Below are 15,562 nucleotides of genomic sequence, written 5' to 3'. Positions count from 1 at the left end.
TGGTAAAGAAAGGAATAGAGAGAGCATGAATATATGTAGAGTGCATCACGTTGCAATTATTTGTTCGAATTATGAGACGTCAAAGGATTTTTATACTAGGATATTAGGGTTTAAAGAGATAAATGAAGTATATAGAAAGGAACGAGATTCTTATAAATTAGATTTATGTGTAGGAGAAGAGTATCAAATCGAATTATTTTCATTTCCAAATCCGCCTGAGCGTAAAAGTTTTCCAGAAGCAGCCGGTCTTAGACATTTAGCATTTGCTGTTACAAATATAGAAGAAGCTGTGAAGCATTTAAACCAATGTGGTGTTGAGACGGAACCGATCCGTATTGATGAAATAACGGCGAAGAAATTCGTCTTTTTCCAAGATCCTGATGGTTTACCTTTAGAATTGTATGAGGTTTGAAAATTGGTGGATTTTATATAGAGTTGCTTTCCAATAATTGAAGAAACTAAAGTGAAACTTCTTTTTAAAAGGAGGTGTAACTTTAGCTAAGAAAGCTAAAGAGCATATGTGGATATTTTAAAATTATTGATGGTAGTCATTCTTATTGGGTTAACAGCATTTTTTGTGGCTGTTGAATTTGCAATTATTAAGGTACGTAGCAGTCGTATTGATCAACTCGTTAGCGAAAAAAGACGAGGTGCACTGGCAGCTAAAAAGGTAACTTCAAATTTAGATGAATATTTATCGGCCTGTCAGCTAGGTATTACAATTACTGCTTTAGGGCTTGGGTGGTTAGGGGAACCAACCATTAAACATTTACTCGAGCCGTTGTTTTTAAAATTAAAATTCTCACCTGCAATTTCCAGTACAGTTTCATTTATTATTGCCTTTGCAGTAATTACATTTTTACATGTTGTCATTGGGGAACTTGCTCCAAAGACATTTGCTATACAAAAAGCAGAACAAGTTAGCTTATTGTTATCGAAACCACTTATTTATTTTTACCGAGTTATGTATCCGTTTATTTGGGCTTTGAATGGTTCAGCGAGGGTTGTAACTGGTTTATTCGGATTACATCCAGCTTCTGAACATGAAGTAGCTCATTCAGAAGAAGAATTAAGGTTAATCTTATCTGAGAGCTATGAGAGCGGAGAGATTAACCAAAGGGAATTTAAATATGTAAATAATATTTTTGAATTTGATAATAGAGTAGCAAAAGAAATTATGGTACCTCGTACGGAAGTTGTAGGCTTATATGAGGACGAACCATTTGAAACACATATTAAAGTAATCGCGCAAGAAAAGTACACGAGATATCCTGTATTTGGTGAAGATAAAGATGAAATTATTGGGATGGTTAATGTAAAAGATTTATTTATTCGTTATATGGATGGTAATCGGGATGAGGAGTGCTCAATTATGCCATATACAAGGCCAGTTATTGAAGTGCTAGAAAATATTCCAATTCATGATTTACTATTACAAATGCAAAGAAAACACATTCCATTAGCTGTATTGTATGATGAATATGGTGGTACAGCTGGGATTGTTACACTAGAAGATATTTTAGAAGAAATTGTTGGAGAAATTCGAGATGAATACGATGAAGATGAGAATCCCCCTATAGAGCATATAAGTGAAGGTTATAAAATCGTAGAAGGAAAAGTGCTTATTAGTGAAGTAAATGATTTGCTTGGCATACATTTAATTGCTGATGATGTAGATACAATTGGTGGCTGGATTATGGTACAAAAACAAATCGTTGCTGAAGGAGATATTATTGAGAAACACGGTTTTTATTTTAAAGTCCTTGAAAAGGATATGCATCAAATTAAACGAGTGGAAATAAGGAAAGTAGAAGAATGATTTTCTATAAACTTTAATAAAAAGGATATACAGAAAAATAAATGTTTGCGCTTTCAAAAAAGGTGCTATATAGTGAAGGTGGATACTGAAAAATTCTTCTGAATGATACTCGTGTTTTTAGAGGGCGGATTTTTTGGATAAGGATTTAGAATGAAAAAGTATAGGTGATAAAAATGATAGCAACGAAGGATATACGTATAGAAAAAGATTTTTTAGGTGAAAAAGAAGTACCAAGTGCAGCTTATTATGGTGTACAAACATTACGTGCCGTAGAAAACTTCCCAATTACAGGATATCGCATTCATCCATCACTCATTACAGCAATGGCAATTGTGAAAAAAGCGGCGGCGCTTGCGAATATAGATACTGGTTACTTAGCTAAAGACATTGGACATGAAATTGCAGAAGCAGCGCAAGAAATTGTTGATGGAAAGTTTCATGATCAATTTATCGTGGATCCTATTCAAGGTGGAGCCGGAACTTCTATTAATATGAATACAAATGAAGTAATTGCGAATAGAGCGTTAGAACGTATGGGATATGAAAAAGGGGCGTATGCGAAAATTAGCCCAAACACTCATGTGAACATGGCCCAATCAACGAACGATGCGTTTCCAACAGGGATTCATATTGCAACTCTTATGATGTTAGAAAAGCTTCTTATTACAATGGAAGAACTTCATTCTGCTTTTCGTAAAAAAGCAAAAGAGTTTGATCATGTTATTAAAATGGGACGCACACATTTACAAGATGCAGTTCCAATTCGCCTTGGACAAGAATTTGAAGCGTATAGCCGAGTGCTTGCGCGTGATATAAAAAGAATTAAACAGTCTCGTCAACATTTATATGAAGTGAATATGGGCGCGACAGCTGTTGGTACAGGATTAAATGCAAATCCTATGTATATTGAACAAGTGGTAAAACATTTAAGAACGTTTAGTGGATTCCCACTTGTTGGTGCAGAGCATTTAGTTGATGCAACGCAAAATACAGATGCATACACAGAGGTATCTGCAGCACTTAAAGTATGTATGATGAACATGTCTAAAATTGCAAACGATCTTCGTATTATGGCGTCTGGTCCACGTGTTGGGTTAGCTGAAATTCAATTGCCAGCACGTCAGCCAGGTTCATCGATTATGCCAGGAAAAGTAAATCCAGTTATGGCAGAAGTGATTAACCAAGTCGCATTCCAAGTAATCGGAAACGATCATACAATTTGCTTAGCATCAGAAGCAGGACAATTAGAGTTAAACGTAATGGAGCCTGTGCTTGTATTTAATTTAATTCAATCTATTAGTATTATGAATAATGGATTCCGTGTATTCCGTGAATATTGTATTGAAGGAATTACGGCAAATGAAGAATTGCTGAAGCAATATGTTGAGAAAAGTGTTGGAATTATTACAGCAGTTAATCCTCATATTGGTTATGAAGTAGCATCTCGTATTGCACGTGAAGCAATTGAAACAGGGAAATCTGTTAGGGAGTTATGTTTAGAACATGGTGTACTGACAGAAGAGGAATTGGATATTATTTTAGATCCATTCGAAATGACTCACCCTGAAATTGCTGGAGCTTCTTTATTAAAAAATAAAAAAATGTAATGTGAAAAACACCGATCCACTTGGATCGGTGTTTTATTTTTAAAAGATATTAAATACAGCGTTTAATTGAAGTAAGCTAATAACAGCTAAGAAGATTAAACTGTATTTCATTGCTGTTTTAAATAGAGCAGATTCTTTACCAACTAGTCCAACTGCGGCACAAGCAACTGCTACAGATTGTGGTGAAACCATTTTTGCCATTGTACCACCTACTACGTTTAAGGCAACGAGTGTAGAAGGAACGATGTTTAACTGGTCTGCTGTTACTGCTTGAAGTGGTGCGAATAAAGAACCACTTGAAACTACTGAACCTGTAATGAATACGCCAATCCATCCTAAGATTGGAGAAAGAACTGGGAATGCATTACCAGTAGAAGAGAATGCAAGTCCGAGTGTAGATGACATACCAGAGTAGTTTTCTACGTAAGCTAAAGCGATAACGCTACAAATTGTATATACTGGAGCTTTTAATTCTTTCATTGTTTCAATCATTAATTCTTTAACCATTTTACCTTTTACGCGGTAAACGATAAGTGAAACGATAATTGCTAGTACAATCGCAGTAGTTGTAGAAGAGAATACATCAAATTTGAAAACAGCTGCGAAAGGTGTATCAGCTTTTGTAATTGGTGTAGTTTTCATAACAGCATTATGAAGACCAGGGAACTGAATGTTAAATACTAAGTTTGCTAACGCACCATCTGGAGCAAATAAAGCTTTAATCGGTTTTAAGTTAAAGATTGTTACAAATGCAGTTAAGAATACGAATGGAGACCAAGCGTATAAAATTTGATTGAATGTATGTGATACTTTAGTTTCTTGTTTTTCTTCTTTAGTAGAAGATTTTGGTTGCCAAACACGTAAGAATAATGCAAGAGCAATCATACTTACAACTGCTGCGAAAATATTAGTAAGTTCTGCACCTAAGAAGTAAGTCACAGCGAATTGAGTAATAGCGAAAGAAACACCACTTACAAGAATACCTTGCCAAGTTTCTTTAATACCTTTAATTCCATCGACCATTGAAACAAGTAAGAAAGGTAAAATAATACTAATGAAAGGTAAAATAAGAACAGTTTGACGACCAATAGTTAATGCGTCAAGTTGAGTTAATTGTGCTGGCACTGTAACTGGAATACCCATAGCACCCATAGCACCACCAGCAATATTAGCTACTAAACAAATACCTGCTGCTTTTAATGGATTAAAGCCCATACCTACAAGTAGTGCGGCTGTAATAGCAACTGGAACCCCTAGACCAGCTGCACCTTCTAAGAAAGCACCGAAAGAATAAGCGATTAATAATACTTGTAAACGTTGATCATTTGTAATGCTTGAAATACTATCGCGAATAATATTGAATTGCTCTGTTTTAACAGTTAATTTGTAAAGGAAAATTGCGGCGATAACGATAGTACAAATTGGATAAAATCCAGATAAAACACCGAATCCAGCAGATGCTACAGCTACTGTTGCTGGCATTTTATAAACAAATATTGCAAGGATAATAGCGACAATCACACTATAAAGACCAGCCATGTAACTTTTCATTTTGAATCCCATTAAACAAATGATGAAACAAAAGATTGGAAGTGCTGCGATTAGTGCAGATAACCAAATATTGTTTAATGGGTCATAAATTTGTGTCCAAGTACTCATAATAATGACAACTCCTATCTATTATATGTGAAGAAATTCACATTATTTGTGAAACTATTCACAATCAACTTACATGCTTAGTATATTCTCCTTCAACACTATTGTCAACGTAAAAAAGTATAATTATTCCATAATAGTGTTAAAAGAAAAGCTTTGTTCATAAAGTAGACAAAAAACACACTCAAATGAATTTAAGTGTGCTGTATAAACTATTTGCATATTATTTTGCTTATTCAGATGGCGTGTTTCCTATAAGTGTATATTAGATGCCGTCTTTTATATCGAGTATAAAGTTTAATATATGCACCTATCTGTCCTATTTGATCTAGTGTGAGGGAGGATTGGTGAGTGGATTTAAATAGGAAGTTTTGCACAACAGTCCAACCGCTTGCAATACGAATAAAAAATTAGAAACAAACTTTTAATATCACATCATCTCTTTTTACTGAAAATTCCTTTTAGCGTAACAAAGAGGTTAATTATAGTTCAACTACATTACGATAGGTTATCAATTATAGACGGTATTTTACAATACCGTTACTGTGCGTTTCAATGAGGTGAAAATATAACAAAAAGCTTGATAAAACAACGTTTGCAAGCAAAGTATTCGTAGGCCATTATTTTGCTTTTTCGTTATATCATATAGTATAATATTCAAAATCAGCAAGGATTTTTTCCTGAATTTTTGCTGATAAAGATGGAAAAATTTTTCGGCTTTATAGGTTGATAAAGTTATGTCGTAACAGGAAATATAAGAACAGATATATAAATAAATAAAAAGAACATAAAAACGCAAATAAAAACGAAAATGAGGGGAACTTTATGAGCCAAAATCAATTCGAATGTCGTATTTCAGAAGAAGATGTACAAATGTTAAGAGCGTTAGCTCACCCACTTCGTCTACGTCTAGTAATGGAACTTATGCAAAGAGGAACATGTAATGTAACACAACTACAGGAAGTATTAGAAATTCCGCAATCAACGGTTTCACAACATTTAACGAAGTTAAAGCAAAATAAAGTAGTGCGCTTTGAAAGACGAGGATTAGAAGTGTATTATCAAATCCATAATGATAAAGTAAGTGCGGTAGTAAAAACATTATTTTCTTAAAATTTGAATATTATGGAAAAAGACGTATGGAATATACGTCTTTTTTTATTTGTCAGAAAGGTAGCGAGAGAGTAAATATTAGCATGTGAGGAAGAAATGACTATCAATCAACATGCTGCCTTACGGAATATATTCTAAAAGGAAAAGAAAAAATAGAAAGGAGTGTAGTAAGCAAAAGGAGGGACAGTAGTATGGATGTGAAACGTGTGAAACAAATTTTATCTTCTTTAAGTAGAATTGACGTTACATATGAGGGCGTACCAGTATGGATTGAGAGCTGTGATGAGCAGAAGGGGAGTGCTCAAGTGTATGATGTATCTAATCCTGGTGAGAGCGTTCATGTGGACGTGACAGCTTTAGAGGAGAAATAATAAAAAAGACGCTTCTCAATTGAGAAGCGTCTTTTTGTTATTCCATCATATGTGCAATTTTCTTAGAGAACATAAGAAGTACTAATCCCAGTACAATTACGATAATACCGATACTTGCGAATACTTCTAAATATCCTAAAGATTGAGTGAAAGCAGCTAATTGTCCTGCTAATAAGTTTGCGCAGCCAGTACCAGCTAACCATACACCCATTAATAATGATGCTAATTTAACAGGAGCGATTGCACTTACCATAGATAATCCGATAGGTGATAAGAATAACTCACCGATTGTATGGAACATGTAAGTGAATACAATGAATAGTAAGTTTGCCTTTATTGTAATATTACTTTCATCGCTACCAGTTTTTAATACAGCTAAAGTTAGAACTAGATATCCAATTCCTAGTAAAATCATACCTAATGCCATTTTTGTTGGGATTTTCAAATCACCATTTTTTGTTTTCGAAAGTTTAATCCATAATGCAGAAACTGGTAATGCTAATAAGATAATGAATAGTGGGTTTACAGATTGGAACCAAGGTGTTGGAATTGTAAATCCACCGATTGTACGATCTACGAACTTATCTGTGTAAAGTGTTAAAGAACTACCAGCTTGTTCAAATCCTGCCCAGAAGAATACTACGAAACAAGTTAAAATTAAAATTGCAGCAGTGCGTTTTTTCTCTTGTGTTGTTAAAGGTTTTTTCTCAATTACTTTTGCATTTTTTTCTTTAGATTTTTTCCCTACAACAGTTGTTCCGATAGATCCTAAGTAACGAGGTGCTAATAAGTTAAAGGCAATCTGACCAATGATCATACCGATACAAGCTGTTAAGAATCCATATTTATAATCTGCGAAATAACCGCAAATGAATGGAGCAACAAAAGCCCCTAAGTTAATTCCCATGTAGAAGATAGTGAAGGCACTATCACGACGAGAATCGTTTTCGCTATATAATTGACCTAATAAAGTCGAAATATTTGGTTTGAAGAATCCATTACCAATAACTAATAATCCTAATCCTAAAAATAGTCCGGTTTTTGTGTTCATTGAAAATAGTACAAAGTTACCAAGTGCCATGATGATACCACCAATAGTAATGGCATGTCGCTTCGTAATGAAATGGTCAGTTAACCAACCACCGATAATCGGTGTGAAGTATACTAACATTGTGAAAATACCGTAAATTTGAACTGCAACTGCTTTATCAAATCCTAAACCGCCGCTTACTAAGCTCGTTGTTAAATAAAGAACTAATAAGCCACGCATTCCGTAATAACTAAATCTTTCCCATGCTTCTGTAAAGAACAACAAGTATAACCCTGGTGGATGTTTTTTTGGTGATTGTTGCTCTCCAGCTTTGTCTAATTTTAAAGCTGCATCCATTTTGTTTCCCCCTAATCCTGTATAACGGATATTTATGTAATCATTTTAATTTACAAAATATTTAGAAGTCAATAGAATTATATGGAAATAGAAAGAAAATTTCTAAAAAAGTTCTATTTTTCTTCAACCGTTATTGTATTTTGCCCTGAAAACGAGATGATAAGCGTTTTCAAATGTAATAATTGAATTCTAAAAGAAAATAAAATAGTGATTAATCAGAAAATTTAGATTAAAATATTTATTCTGATATAGAGAAAATATATTCTATTTACTTTTATAATATAACATATTGGGAATAAAAATACAAAATGAAATAATGTGACACTTCAGTGAAATAGAAAATAGCCAGCACCATAGGAGGGTGCTGACTAGAGGTGTATTATTTAACAAAGCGCTTTTCGATGTCATCTAGTAATAGGTTAGCAGCAATTACACCGCCAGCTGTATTCCAAATAACATCGTCGACTTTGTATGCTTTACCATTCTTTACGGCATTTAAATTTTTAAATAGAGGATCGTTTATATATTCTTTTTCTAGTTCAGATCCTTTTTTCTCATTTCCTTTATCGAATGTGAAGTAGAATAATACGTCACCATCCATAGCAGAAATACGCTCTTTAGATACGTTACGCTCTGCAAAATCATCTTTGTTTTGATCTCCAGGACGTTTAAATCCAAGTTCTTTTAAAATAACACCAGAGAATGTATCGCCATGATAAATACGAACATCACCAGGCATGAAACGAACCATAGAGATTTCTTGATTTACTTTATCGCCAAGTTTGCCTTTTAAATCTTTCATACGTGATTCGTAATCAGCTACAACTTTTTGACCTTCTTTTTCTTTATTTAATGCTTTTGCATAAAATTTGAAGTTATCTTTCCATTCACCACGTAATGTTTCTGAGAACACAGTAGGTGCAATTGCTTTTAATTGTTCGTACACTTTTTCGTGGCGCATTTTGTTACCGATAATTAAGTCTGGTTTTAAAGAAGCGATTGTTTCAACGTTAACTTGTCCTTCATCACCAACAACTTTTACATCTTTCATTTTATCCTTAATATGTGGATACCATGGGTCACCAGTCCAAGACTTTACAGCACCAACTGGTTTCACACCTAATTCAAGTAAAGCTTCAGTTCCTTCATTTGTTAAGATAACTACACGTTTTGGATTAGCAGGAACTTCTGTTTTACCCATTGCATGTTCTACAGTAACCACTTCTTTTTTATTATCTTCTTTTGTAGATTCTTCTTTGTTATTTGATTTTCCACAAGCGCTTAAAAGCATTGAAAATGCTAGTAAAAATACAAATACTGTAAACGATTTCTTCCGCATGAAATTCATTATGTACCCCCTATATGTTGAGAATATTTTTCAATAGCAAGCATGATATTAAGCCTTTATCTTTTGATTGTCAATACATATGGGTGAAAATAATTCTCATTTCCGTTGACAATGAGAATTAAGTTGAAATACACTAACAACGTATCATTATACATTGAAGGGGAAACGCTGCATGTTATTAAAAACAAATCGAGCAAAATGGATTGGATTATTTGTTGGAATCATTGCAGTCGTTATTTGTATTTGGGGAAGTATTATTTTCGGATATACAAATACGAGTTGGAAACTAGCATTGGATGCTTTTTTCCATTTTAACGGTTCCAATGAACATATTATTATTCAAAATGTACGTCTGCCTAGGGCGTTAATTGCAGCTAGTGTTGGTGCTAGTTTAGCCATTGCTGGTTGTCTTATGCAAACTTTAACTAAGAATCCACTTGCTTCTCCAGATTTTATTGGATTAAATTCAGGTGCTGCGTTCTTTATAGTTGTAGCAATTGTAATCTTTTCAGTAACATCATTATCAGCTTTCACATGGATTGCCTTTTTAGGAGCGGCGGTTGCAGCTGTACTTGTATTTGCTTCTAGTTCTTTAGGAAAAGAAGGGACTACTCCTCTTAAGTTAACGTTAGCAGGGGTCGCAATTAGTGCATTATTTTCATCATTAACACAAGGATTACTTGTGTTAAATGAAAAAGCACTTGAAGAGGTATTATTTTGGCTTGCTGGATCTGTGCAAGGGAGAAAGTTAGAAATTTTACAATCTGTATTCCCATATTTATTAATAGGATGGATTGCATCTCTTATGATGGCAGGGAAAGTAAATACATTGATGATGGGAGAAGACGTCGCGAAAGGACTTGGACAACGAACAATTTTAATGAAATCATTCGTGTTACTTATTATTGTACTGTTGTCTGGTGGTTCAGTTGCGGTTGCTGGCCCAATTGGATTTATTGGAATTATTACTCCGCATTTTGCGAGATTTCTTGTTGGAGTTGACCACAGATGGAGAGTACCTTATAGCGGATTGTTAGGTGCAATACTACTAATATTGGCTGATATAGCAGCAAGATATGTCATTATGCCACAAGAAGTACCAGTAGGAGTTATGACAGCATTTATTGGAGCTCCATTCTTTATTTATATTGCACGTAAGAGAGGGCTTAGCAAATGAAGAAATATATTCCGTTTCGTATAGGAAAAGGTGAGCTCTCGTTTTTAATGTATAAACGAGCTTGTCTCGTCTTGTTAAGTTTACTAGTTGTTTTAGTAGGATTATTCTTTGCGAGCGCAGGTATGGGGGACATGAAAATTGCTCCTTATGACGTATGGCAAGCAATTACTGGAAATGGCGATGCGATGTCAAATATGGTTGTAAATAAGTTTCGTATGCCACGTATTTTAATTGCTATCCTCGTAGGAATTGCGCTTGCAGTAGCGGGCTGTATTTTACAAGGGCTCGTTCGAAATCCACTTGCTTCTCCTGATATCATCGGGATTACGGGCGGGGCAAGTGTTGCAGTTGTATTATTTTTAGCGCTATTTAGTGATAAAAATAATGCGCTAACTGTAAGCATTCATTATATGCCGTTAGCAGCTTTTGCAGGAGCAACGATTGTAGCGGTTTTTGTATACTTATTTGCATGGAAAAATGATGGATTATCACCAATTATTCTCGTTTTAATTGGTGTTGGATTTTGGGCATTAACGAAGGCGGCAACAACATTATTCATGTTGTTAGCACCAATTTATCAAGCGAGCCAAGCGAATGTATGGATTACGGGTACCGTTTATGGCTCTTCTTGGCAAAATGTTATGGTACTTGCACCGTGGGTTCTCATTTTAACGGTAATATCATTTATAGCTGCTAGACATTTAAATGCGCAAGAGCTAGGGGATGATATTGCGGTAGGACTTGGTGTTCCTTTAACGAAGTCACGCGTATTCATGTTATTACTTAGTACGGCTTTAATTGGGGGAGCAGTTGCCTTCGCCGGAGGGATTGGATTTGTCGGTTTAATGGCACCTCATATTTCACGAAGGCTAGTTGGTTCTTTATACGGTGCATTGCTCCCAGTTGCAGCTATTGTCGGTGCAATTCTAGTACTTGCTGCAGATTTAATAGGGCGTACAATTTTCACACCACTTGAAATTCCAGCAGGGGTATTTACATCAGCAATTGGTGCACCTTATTTTATTTATTTACTTTATAAAAGTCGGAATTCATAAAGGGAGATGAATATGCAAAAAGCATTGGAGACGAAACGCTTGACGTTGTCTTATGGTGAAACAATTATTATTGATGAGTTGAATTTAGAAATTCCAAAAGGTGAAATTACAATCTTTATCGGTTCCAACGGTTGCGGGAAATCAACTTTATTACGTTCACTAGCTAGATTATTAAAGCCAACAACTGGTGACATTTTGTTAGATAATCAAGCTATTCAAAGTATGCAAACGAAGCAAATTGCTCGTCAAATGGCAATTTTACCGCAAGGACCGCAAGCACCAGAAGGGCTTACAGTATTGCAACTTGTAAAACAAGGACGCTATCCATATCAAACATGGCTGAAACAGTGGTCAGAAAAAGATGAGGAAATGGTACAGAAGGCACTTGCAGCAACAGGTATGACAGAATTTGCTGAGCGTGATGTGCATGCTCTTTCAGGTGGGCAGCGTCAACGTGCTTGGATCGCAATGACACTTGCACAAGATACAGATATCATTTTACTGGATGAGCCAACTACATACTTAGATATGACTCACCAAATTGAAGTGCTAGATTTATTATTCGAATTAAATGAAACAGAACAAAGAACAATTGTTATGGTATTACATGATCTGAATTTAGCATGCCGCTATGCAGATAACATTGTAGCAATTCAAGATAAACAAATATATGCACAAGGTAAACCTGAAGAAGTGGTAGATGAGAAACTAGTACGTGATGTATTCCGAATGGAGTGTCAAATTAGTACGGATCCGTTGTTTGGAACACCGCTTTGTATCCCTCACGGAAGAGGAAGACGTGTAGTTAAAGAAGTTGCTCAGGCAATGAGATAAAAAAACGATGAGTGATTCATCGTTTTTTTTATTTGGTACAAGAAAATAAGAGGAAGAGAGGAATACGTAAGCGACGTTTATACTCTTCTTCATCTTGAAAATAGGTTGGATTTGGTGTAGCTTCTTTTAATGATGTAATGGTAAATCCGGCTTGCTGTAATAATGTGAAATACTCTTCCGTTGTACGATGATATTTAATAACTTCTTGGTCAATCCATGGTTCAACCCGTTTGCCTAGTTTAAAATAATCATCGACGAGCCAACTCGTTCTTTTACCACTTGTTTGTAAGCTTTCAAATGAAGAAGTAATAACGGGATGTTGAACGCTAAAGGTAAAGGTACCATTTGTTTTTAAAGTTTGAAACACATTTTGAAAAATGATATCAAGATGTTCAATATAATGTAAGGCGAGTCTAGAGGTTACTAAATCAAAAGTGGAAGAGGGATAGGTATAATCTTTGAGGCTTAAAAAATGAACAGATCCATTTTTATTTTCTAGTTGTTTTTTAGCTTTTCCATACATAAGCTCGGAGCCTTCAATGCCGGTGTAAGAGTAGCATCCCTTTTCTAATAATTCTGCACCAAACTTAGCATCACCACAGCCTAAATCGAGAATTTGTTTTCCTTGCACATGACCAATGAGCTGAAAGAATACTGGTTTTTCAATGGATTCATTTGGGCTATTTTCTCGGTATCTTCGTTTCATATATTGTTCGAAAAATGCTGTGTTATTGTATACATCAGATTCTGTAAATGCCATGTTTGAAACCTCCCGAAATATTTTTTTAATTCTATCAAATATGAAAAGTAAATGATAGATTTATTGTAATGAATCATATATAATCTAGAATTGTAAGCGGTTACTTTAAACTATTTTTCTATAATAAATTCTGAAAACGTGTTAAGCTAGTAGAGGGATTATTAGAACTATTAAGACAATAATCCGCTTACATGAACGATGGGAGGCTTCACGATGTCTAGTAAAACACTTGCGAAATTTTTAGAAGAAAATTTAGAGGATTTAAAATCAAAGGGGCTTTATAACGTAATTGATCCGCTTGAGAGTTCAAATGGACCGATCATTACAATTGGCGGAAAAGAATATATTAACTTATCTTCAAACAACTATCTGGGATTAGCAACAGATAGCCGTTTGCAAGAAGCAGCAATTGGTGCTATTCATAAGTACGGTGTTGGAGCAGGGGCTGTTCGTACAATTAACGGTACTTTAGATTTGCATATTAAGTTAGAAGAAACAATTGCAAAGTTTAAACATACAGAAGCAGCAATTGCTTATCAATCAGGATTTAACTGTAATATGGCAGCGATTTCAGCTGTTATGGATAAAAATGATGCGATTCTTTCAGACGAATTAAATCATGCATCTATTATTGACGGTAGTCGTCTATCAAAAGCAAAAATTATTGTTTATAAACATTCTGATATGGAAGATTTACGCCAAAAAGCAATCGCGGCGAAAGAATCAGGTCTTTACAATAAATTAATGGTAATTACAGACGGTGTTTTCTCAATGGATGGAGATGTTGCAAAACTACCAGAAATTGTTGAGATTGCAGAAGAGTTAGATTTAATGACATACGTAGATGATGCACACGGTTCAGGTGTACTTGGAAAAGGTGCAGGAACTGTAAAGCACTTCGGTCTTTCTGATAAAGTTGATTTCCAAATTGGTACATTATCAAAAGCAATTGGGGTAATTGGTGGATATGTAGCAGGGAAACAAAACTTAATTGACTGGTTAAAAGTTCGTTCACGTCCATTCTTATTCTCTACAGCATTAACACCAGCTGATGCGGCAGCTTGCATGAGATCAATTGAAATCTTAATGGAAAGCACAGAGTTACATGATCGTCTATGGGAAAACGGTCGCTATTTAAAACAAGGGTTAAAAGAACTTGGCTTTAACATTGGGGAAAGTGAAACGCCAATTACACCTTGTATTATTGGGGACGAAGTATTAACACAAGAATTTAGTAAACGTCTAAATGAAGAAGGCGTATACGCAAAATCTATCGTGTTCCCAACTGTAGCAAAAGGAACAGGTCGTGTTCGTAATATGCCTACAGCAGCTCATACGAAAGAAATGTTAGATGAAGCAATTCTTAAGTATGAAAAAGTAGGAAAAGAAATGGGCATCATTTAAGTAACGACATCTTTTGAATAGCTTGCAAATGAGGAGTGGGGAAAATGAAAAAAATTCTAGTAACCGGTTCTTTAGGGCAAATTGGTTCTGAACTAGTAATGAAACTTCGTGATGTATACGGCGCATCAAATGTTATTGCAACAGATATTCGTGAAACAGATAGTGAAGTAGTAACGTCTGGTCCATTTGAAACGTTAGATGTAACAGATGGACAAAAACTACATGATATCGCAAAGCGTAATGAAGTAGATACAATTATTCATTTAGCAGCTTTACTTTCAGCAACAGCAGAAAAAAATCCGTTATTTGCATGGAATTTAAATATGGGTGGACTTGTAAATGCTCTAGAAGCAGCTCGTGAATTAAACTGTAAGTTCTTCACGCCAAGTTCTATCGGTGCATTTGGTCCATCAACGCCAAAAGATAATACACCGCAAGATACAATTCAGCGTCCTACTACGATGTATGGGGTAAACAAAGTGGCAGGAGAATTACTGTGTGATTATTATTATCAAAAATTTGGCGTAGATACGCGCGGTGTCCGTTTCCCAGGTTTAATTTCTTACGTAGCGCCTCCAGGAGGCGGAACAACTGATTATGCAGTTGAAATTTATTATGAGGCGATTAAAAAAGGTGCATACACCTCATACATTGCTGAAGGAACATATATGGACATGATGTATATGCCTGATGCTTTACAAGCGATCATTTCATTAATGGAAGCTGATCCAAGTAAGCTAGTGCATAGAAATGCATTTAACATTACAGCAATGAGCTTCGAGCCAGAGCAAATTGCAGCGTCAATTCGTAAACACATTCCGACGTTTACAATGGATTATGCAGTAGATCCAGCTCGTCAAACAATCGCTGATAGCTGGCCAAACTCTATTGATGCAACAGCAGCAATGAAAGAGTGGGGCTTTAAAGCAGAATACGATTTAGACAAAATGACAACTGACATGCTGGCTAAGTTAAAAAAAAAGCTCACAGCTGAGTTAGTGATGAATTAATAGGAAGAGTCGATTCTTAGG

The 15,562-nt window shown here is 35.2% G+C and carries 14 protein-coding genes; 10 read left to right on the top strand and 4 right to left on the bottom strand.

Going from position 1 to position 15,562, the window contains the following annotated elements; genetic code table 11:
• Nucleotides 1–25: 25 nt before the first annotated feature.
• From gloA2 to aspA, 3 genes are all read left to right on the top strand, one after another.
• Complete coding sequence (gene gloA2 / locus ACTFN4_RS25440; protein WP_086692372.1) at nt 26–412, top strand: SMU1112c/YaeR family gloxylase I-like metalloprotein; 387 nt, start codon at nt 26–28, stop codon at nt 410–412.
• A gap of 108 nt (nt 413–520) precedes the next feature.
• Nucleotides 521–1,819: a hemolysin family protein gene (locus ACTFN4_RS25435; RefSeq protein ID WP_000353313.1), complete on the top strand. Its 1,299-nt coding sequence runs from the start codon at nt 521–523 to the stop codon at nt 1,817–1,819.
• Nucleotides 1,820–1,992: 173 nt separating this feature from the next.
• Nucleotides 1,993–3,426 (top strand): aspartate ammonia-lyase, encoded by a 1,434-nt coding sequence (gene aspA, locus ACTFN4_RS25430; RefSeq protein WP_000562128.1) that lies wholly within the window; start codon nt 1,993–1,995, stop codon nt 3,424–3,426.
• A gap of 39 nt (nt 3,427–3,465) precedes the next feature.
• Here the strand turns inward: aspA and ACTFN4_RS25425 are convergent, their stop codons facing one another.
• Complete coding sequence (locus ACTFN4_RS25425) at nt 3,466–5,085, bottom strand: L-lactate permease (RefSeq protein ID WP_000109096.1); 1,620 nt, start codon at nt 5,083–5,085, stop codon at nt 3,466–3,468.
• An 822-nt stretch (nt 5,086–5,907) separates the two neighbouring features.
• Here ACTFN4_RS25425 and ACTFN4_RS25420 point away from each other — a divergent pair.
• Both ACTFN4_RS25420 and ACTFN4_RS25415 read left to right on the top strand, forming a co-directional pair.
• Nucleotides 5,908–6,195 (top strand): ArsR/SmtB family transcription factor, encoded by a 288-nt coding sequence (locus ACTFN4_RS25420; RefSeq protein ID WP_000081428.1) that lies wholly within the window; start codon nt 5,908–5,910, stop codon nt 6,193–6,195.
• Nucleotides 6,196–6,386: 191 nt separating this feature from the next.
• Nucleotides 6,387–6,566, top strand: coding sequence for an acid-soluble spore protein H (locus ACTFN4_RS25415; protein ID WP_439962953.1), 180 nt, complete (start codon nt 6,387–6,389; stop codon nt 6,564–6,566).
• Nucleotides 6,567–6,603: 37 nt separating this feature from the next.
• Here the strand turns inward: ACTFN4_RS25415 and ACTFN4_RS25410 are convergent, their stop codons facing one another.
• Both ACTFN4_RS25410 and ACTFN4_RS25405 read right to left on the bottom strand, forming a co-directional pair.
• Complete coding sequence (locus tag ACTFN4_RS25410; RefSeq protein ID WP_000338317.1) at nt 6,604–7,953, bottom strand: peptide MFS transporter; 1,350 nt, start codon at nt 7,951–7,953, stop codon at nt 6,604–6,606.
• Between the two features lie 379 nt (nt 7,954–8,332).
• Nucleotides 8,333–9,301: an ABC transporter substrate-binding protein gene (locus ACTFN4_RS25405; protein WP_001010276.1), complete on the bottom strand. Its 969-nt coding sequence runs from the start codon at nt 9,299–9,301 to the stop codon at nt 8,333–8,335.
• Between the two features lie 172 nt (nt 9,302–9,473).
• On the opposite strand from ACTFN4_RS25405, the gene ACTFN4_RS25400 reads away from it, so the two are divergent.
• From ACTFN4_RS25400 to ACTFN4_RS25390, 3 genes are read left to right on the top strand one after another with little or no spacing between them, the layout of a single operon-like run.
• Complete coding sequence (locus ACTFN4_RS25400) at nt 9,474–10,478, top strand: FecCD family ABC transporter permease (RefSeq protein ID WP_000925232.1); 1,005 nt, start codon at nt 9,474–9,476, stop codon at nt 10,476–10,478.
• Nucleotides 10,475–11,533 carry a FecCD family ABC transporter permease gene (locus ACTFN4_RS25395; RefSeq protein WP_000760060.1) on the top strand — a complete coding sequence of 353 codons (1,059 nt, stop codon included), beginning with the start codon at nt 10,475–10,477 and terminating at the stop codon, nt 11,531–11,533. The genes ACTFN4_RS25400 and ACTFN4_RS25395 overlap by 4 nt, the downstream gene beginning before the upstream one ends.
• A gap of 12 nt (nt 11,534–11,545) precedes the next feature.
• Nucleotides 11,546–12,367, top strand: coding sequence for an ABC transporter ATP-binding protein (locus ACTFN4_RS25390; RefSeq protein WP_001167962.1), 822 nt, complete (start codon nt 11,546–11,548; stop codon nt 12,365–12,367).
• 28 nt (nt 12,368–12,395) lie between these two features.
• Here the strand turns inward: ACTFN4_RS25390 and ACTFN4_RS25385 are convergent, their stop codons facing one another.
• On the bottom strand, nt 12,396–13,127 hold the full coding sequence (locus tag ACTFN4_RS25385) for a class I SAM-dependent DNA methyltransferase (protein ID WP_439962952.1): 732 nt from the start codon (nt 13,125–13,127) through the stop codon (nt 12,396–12,398).
• Between the two features lie 213 nt (nt 13,128–13,340).
• Between ACTFN4_RS25385 and ACTFN4_RS25380 the strand changes: the two genes are divergently transcribed.
• Complete coding sequence (locus ACTFN4_RS25380) at nt 13,341–14,531, top strand: glycine C-acetyltransferase (protein WP_000095905.1); 1,191 nt, start codon at nt 13,341–13,343, stop codon at nt 14,529–14,531.
• Nucleotides 14,532–14,575: 44 nt separating this feature from the next.
• Entirely contained in the window at nt 14,576–15,541 is a 966-nt protein-coding gene (locus tag ACTFN4_RS25375) for an L-threonine 3-dehydrogenase (RefSeq protein ID WP_000723149.1), read from the top strand.
• The last annotated feature ends 21 nt before the right edge of the window (nt 15,542–15,562 follow it).

It is taken from the genome of Bacillus cereus group sp. MYBK95-2 (assembly GCF_051915225.1).
Taxonomy (GTDB): domain Bacteria; phylum Bacillota; class Bacilli; order Bacillales; family Bacillaceae_G; genus Bacillus_A; species Bacillus_A cereus.
The sequence above is the reverse complement of the archived record's forward strand: the minus strand, read 5'-3'. Positions and strand labels throughout refer to the sequence as shown.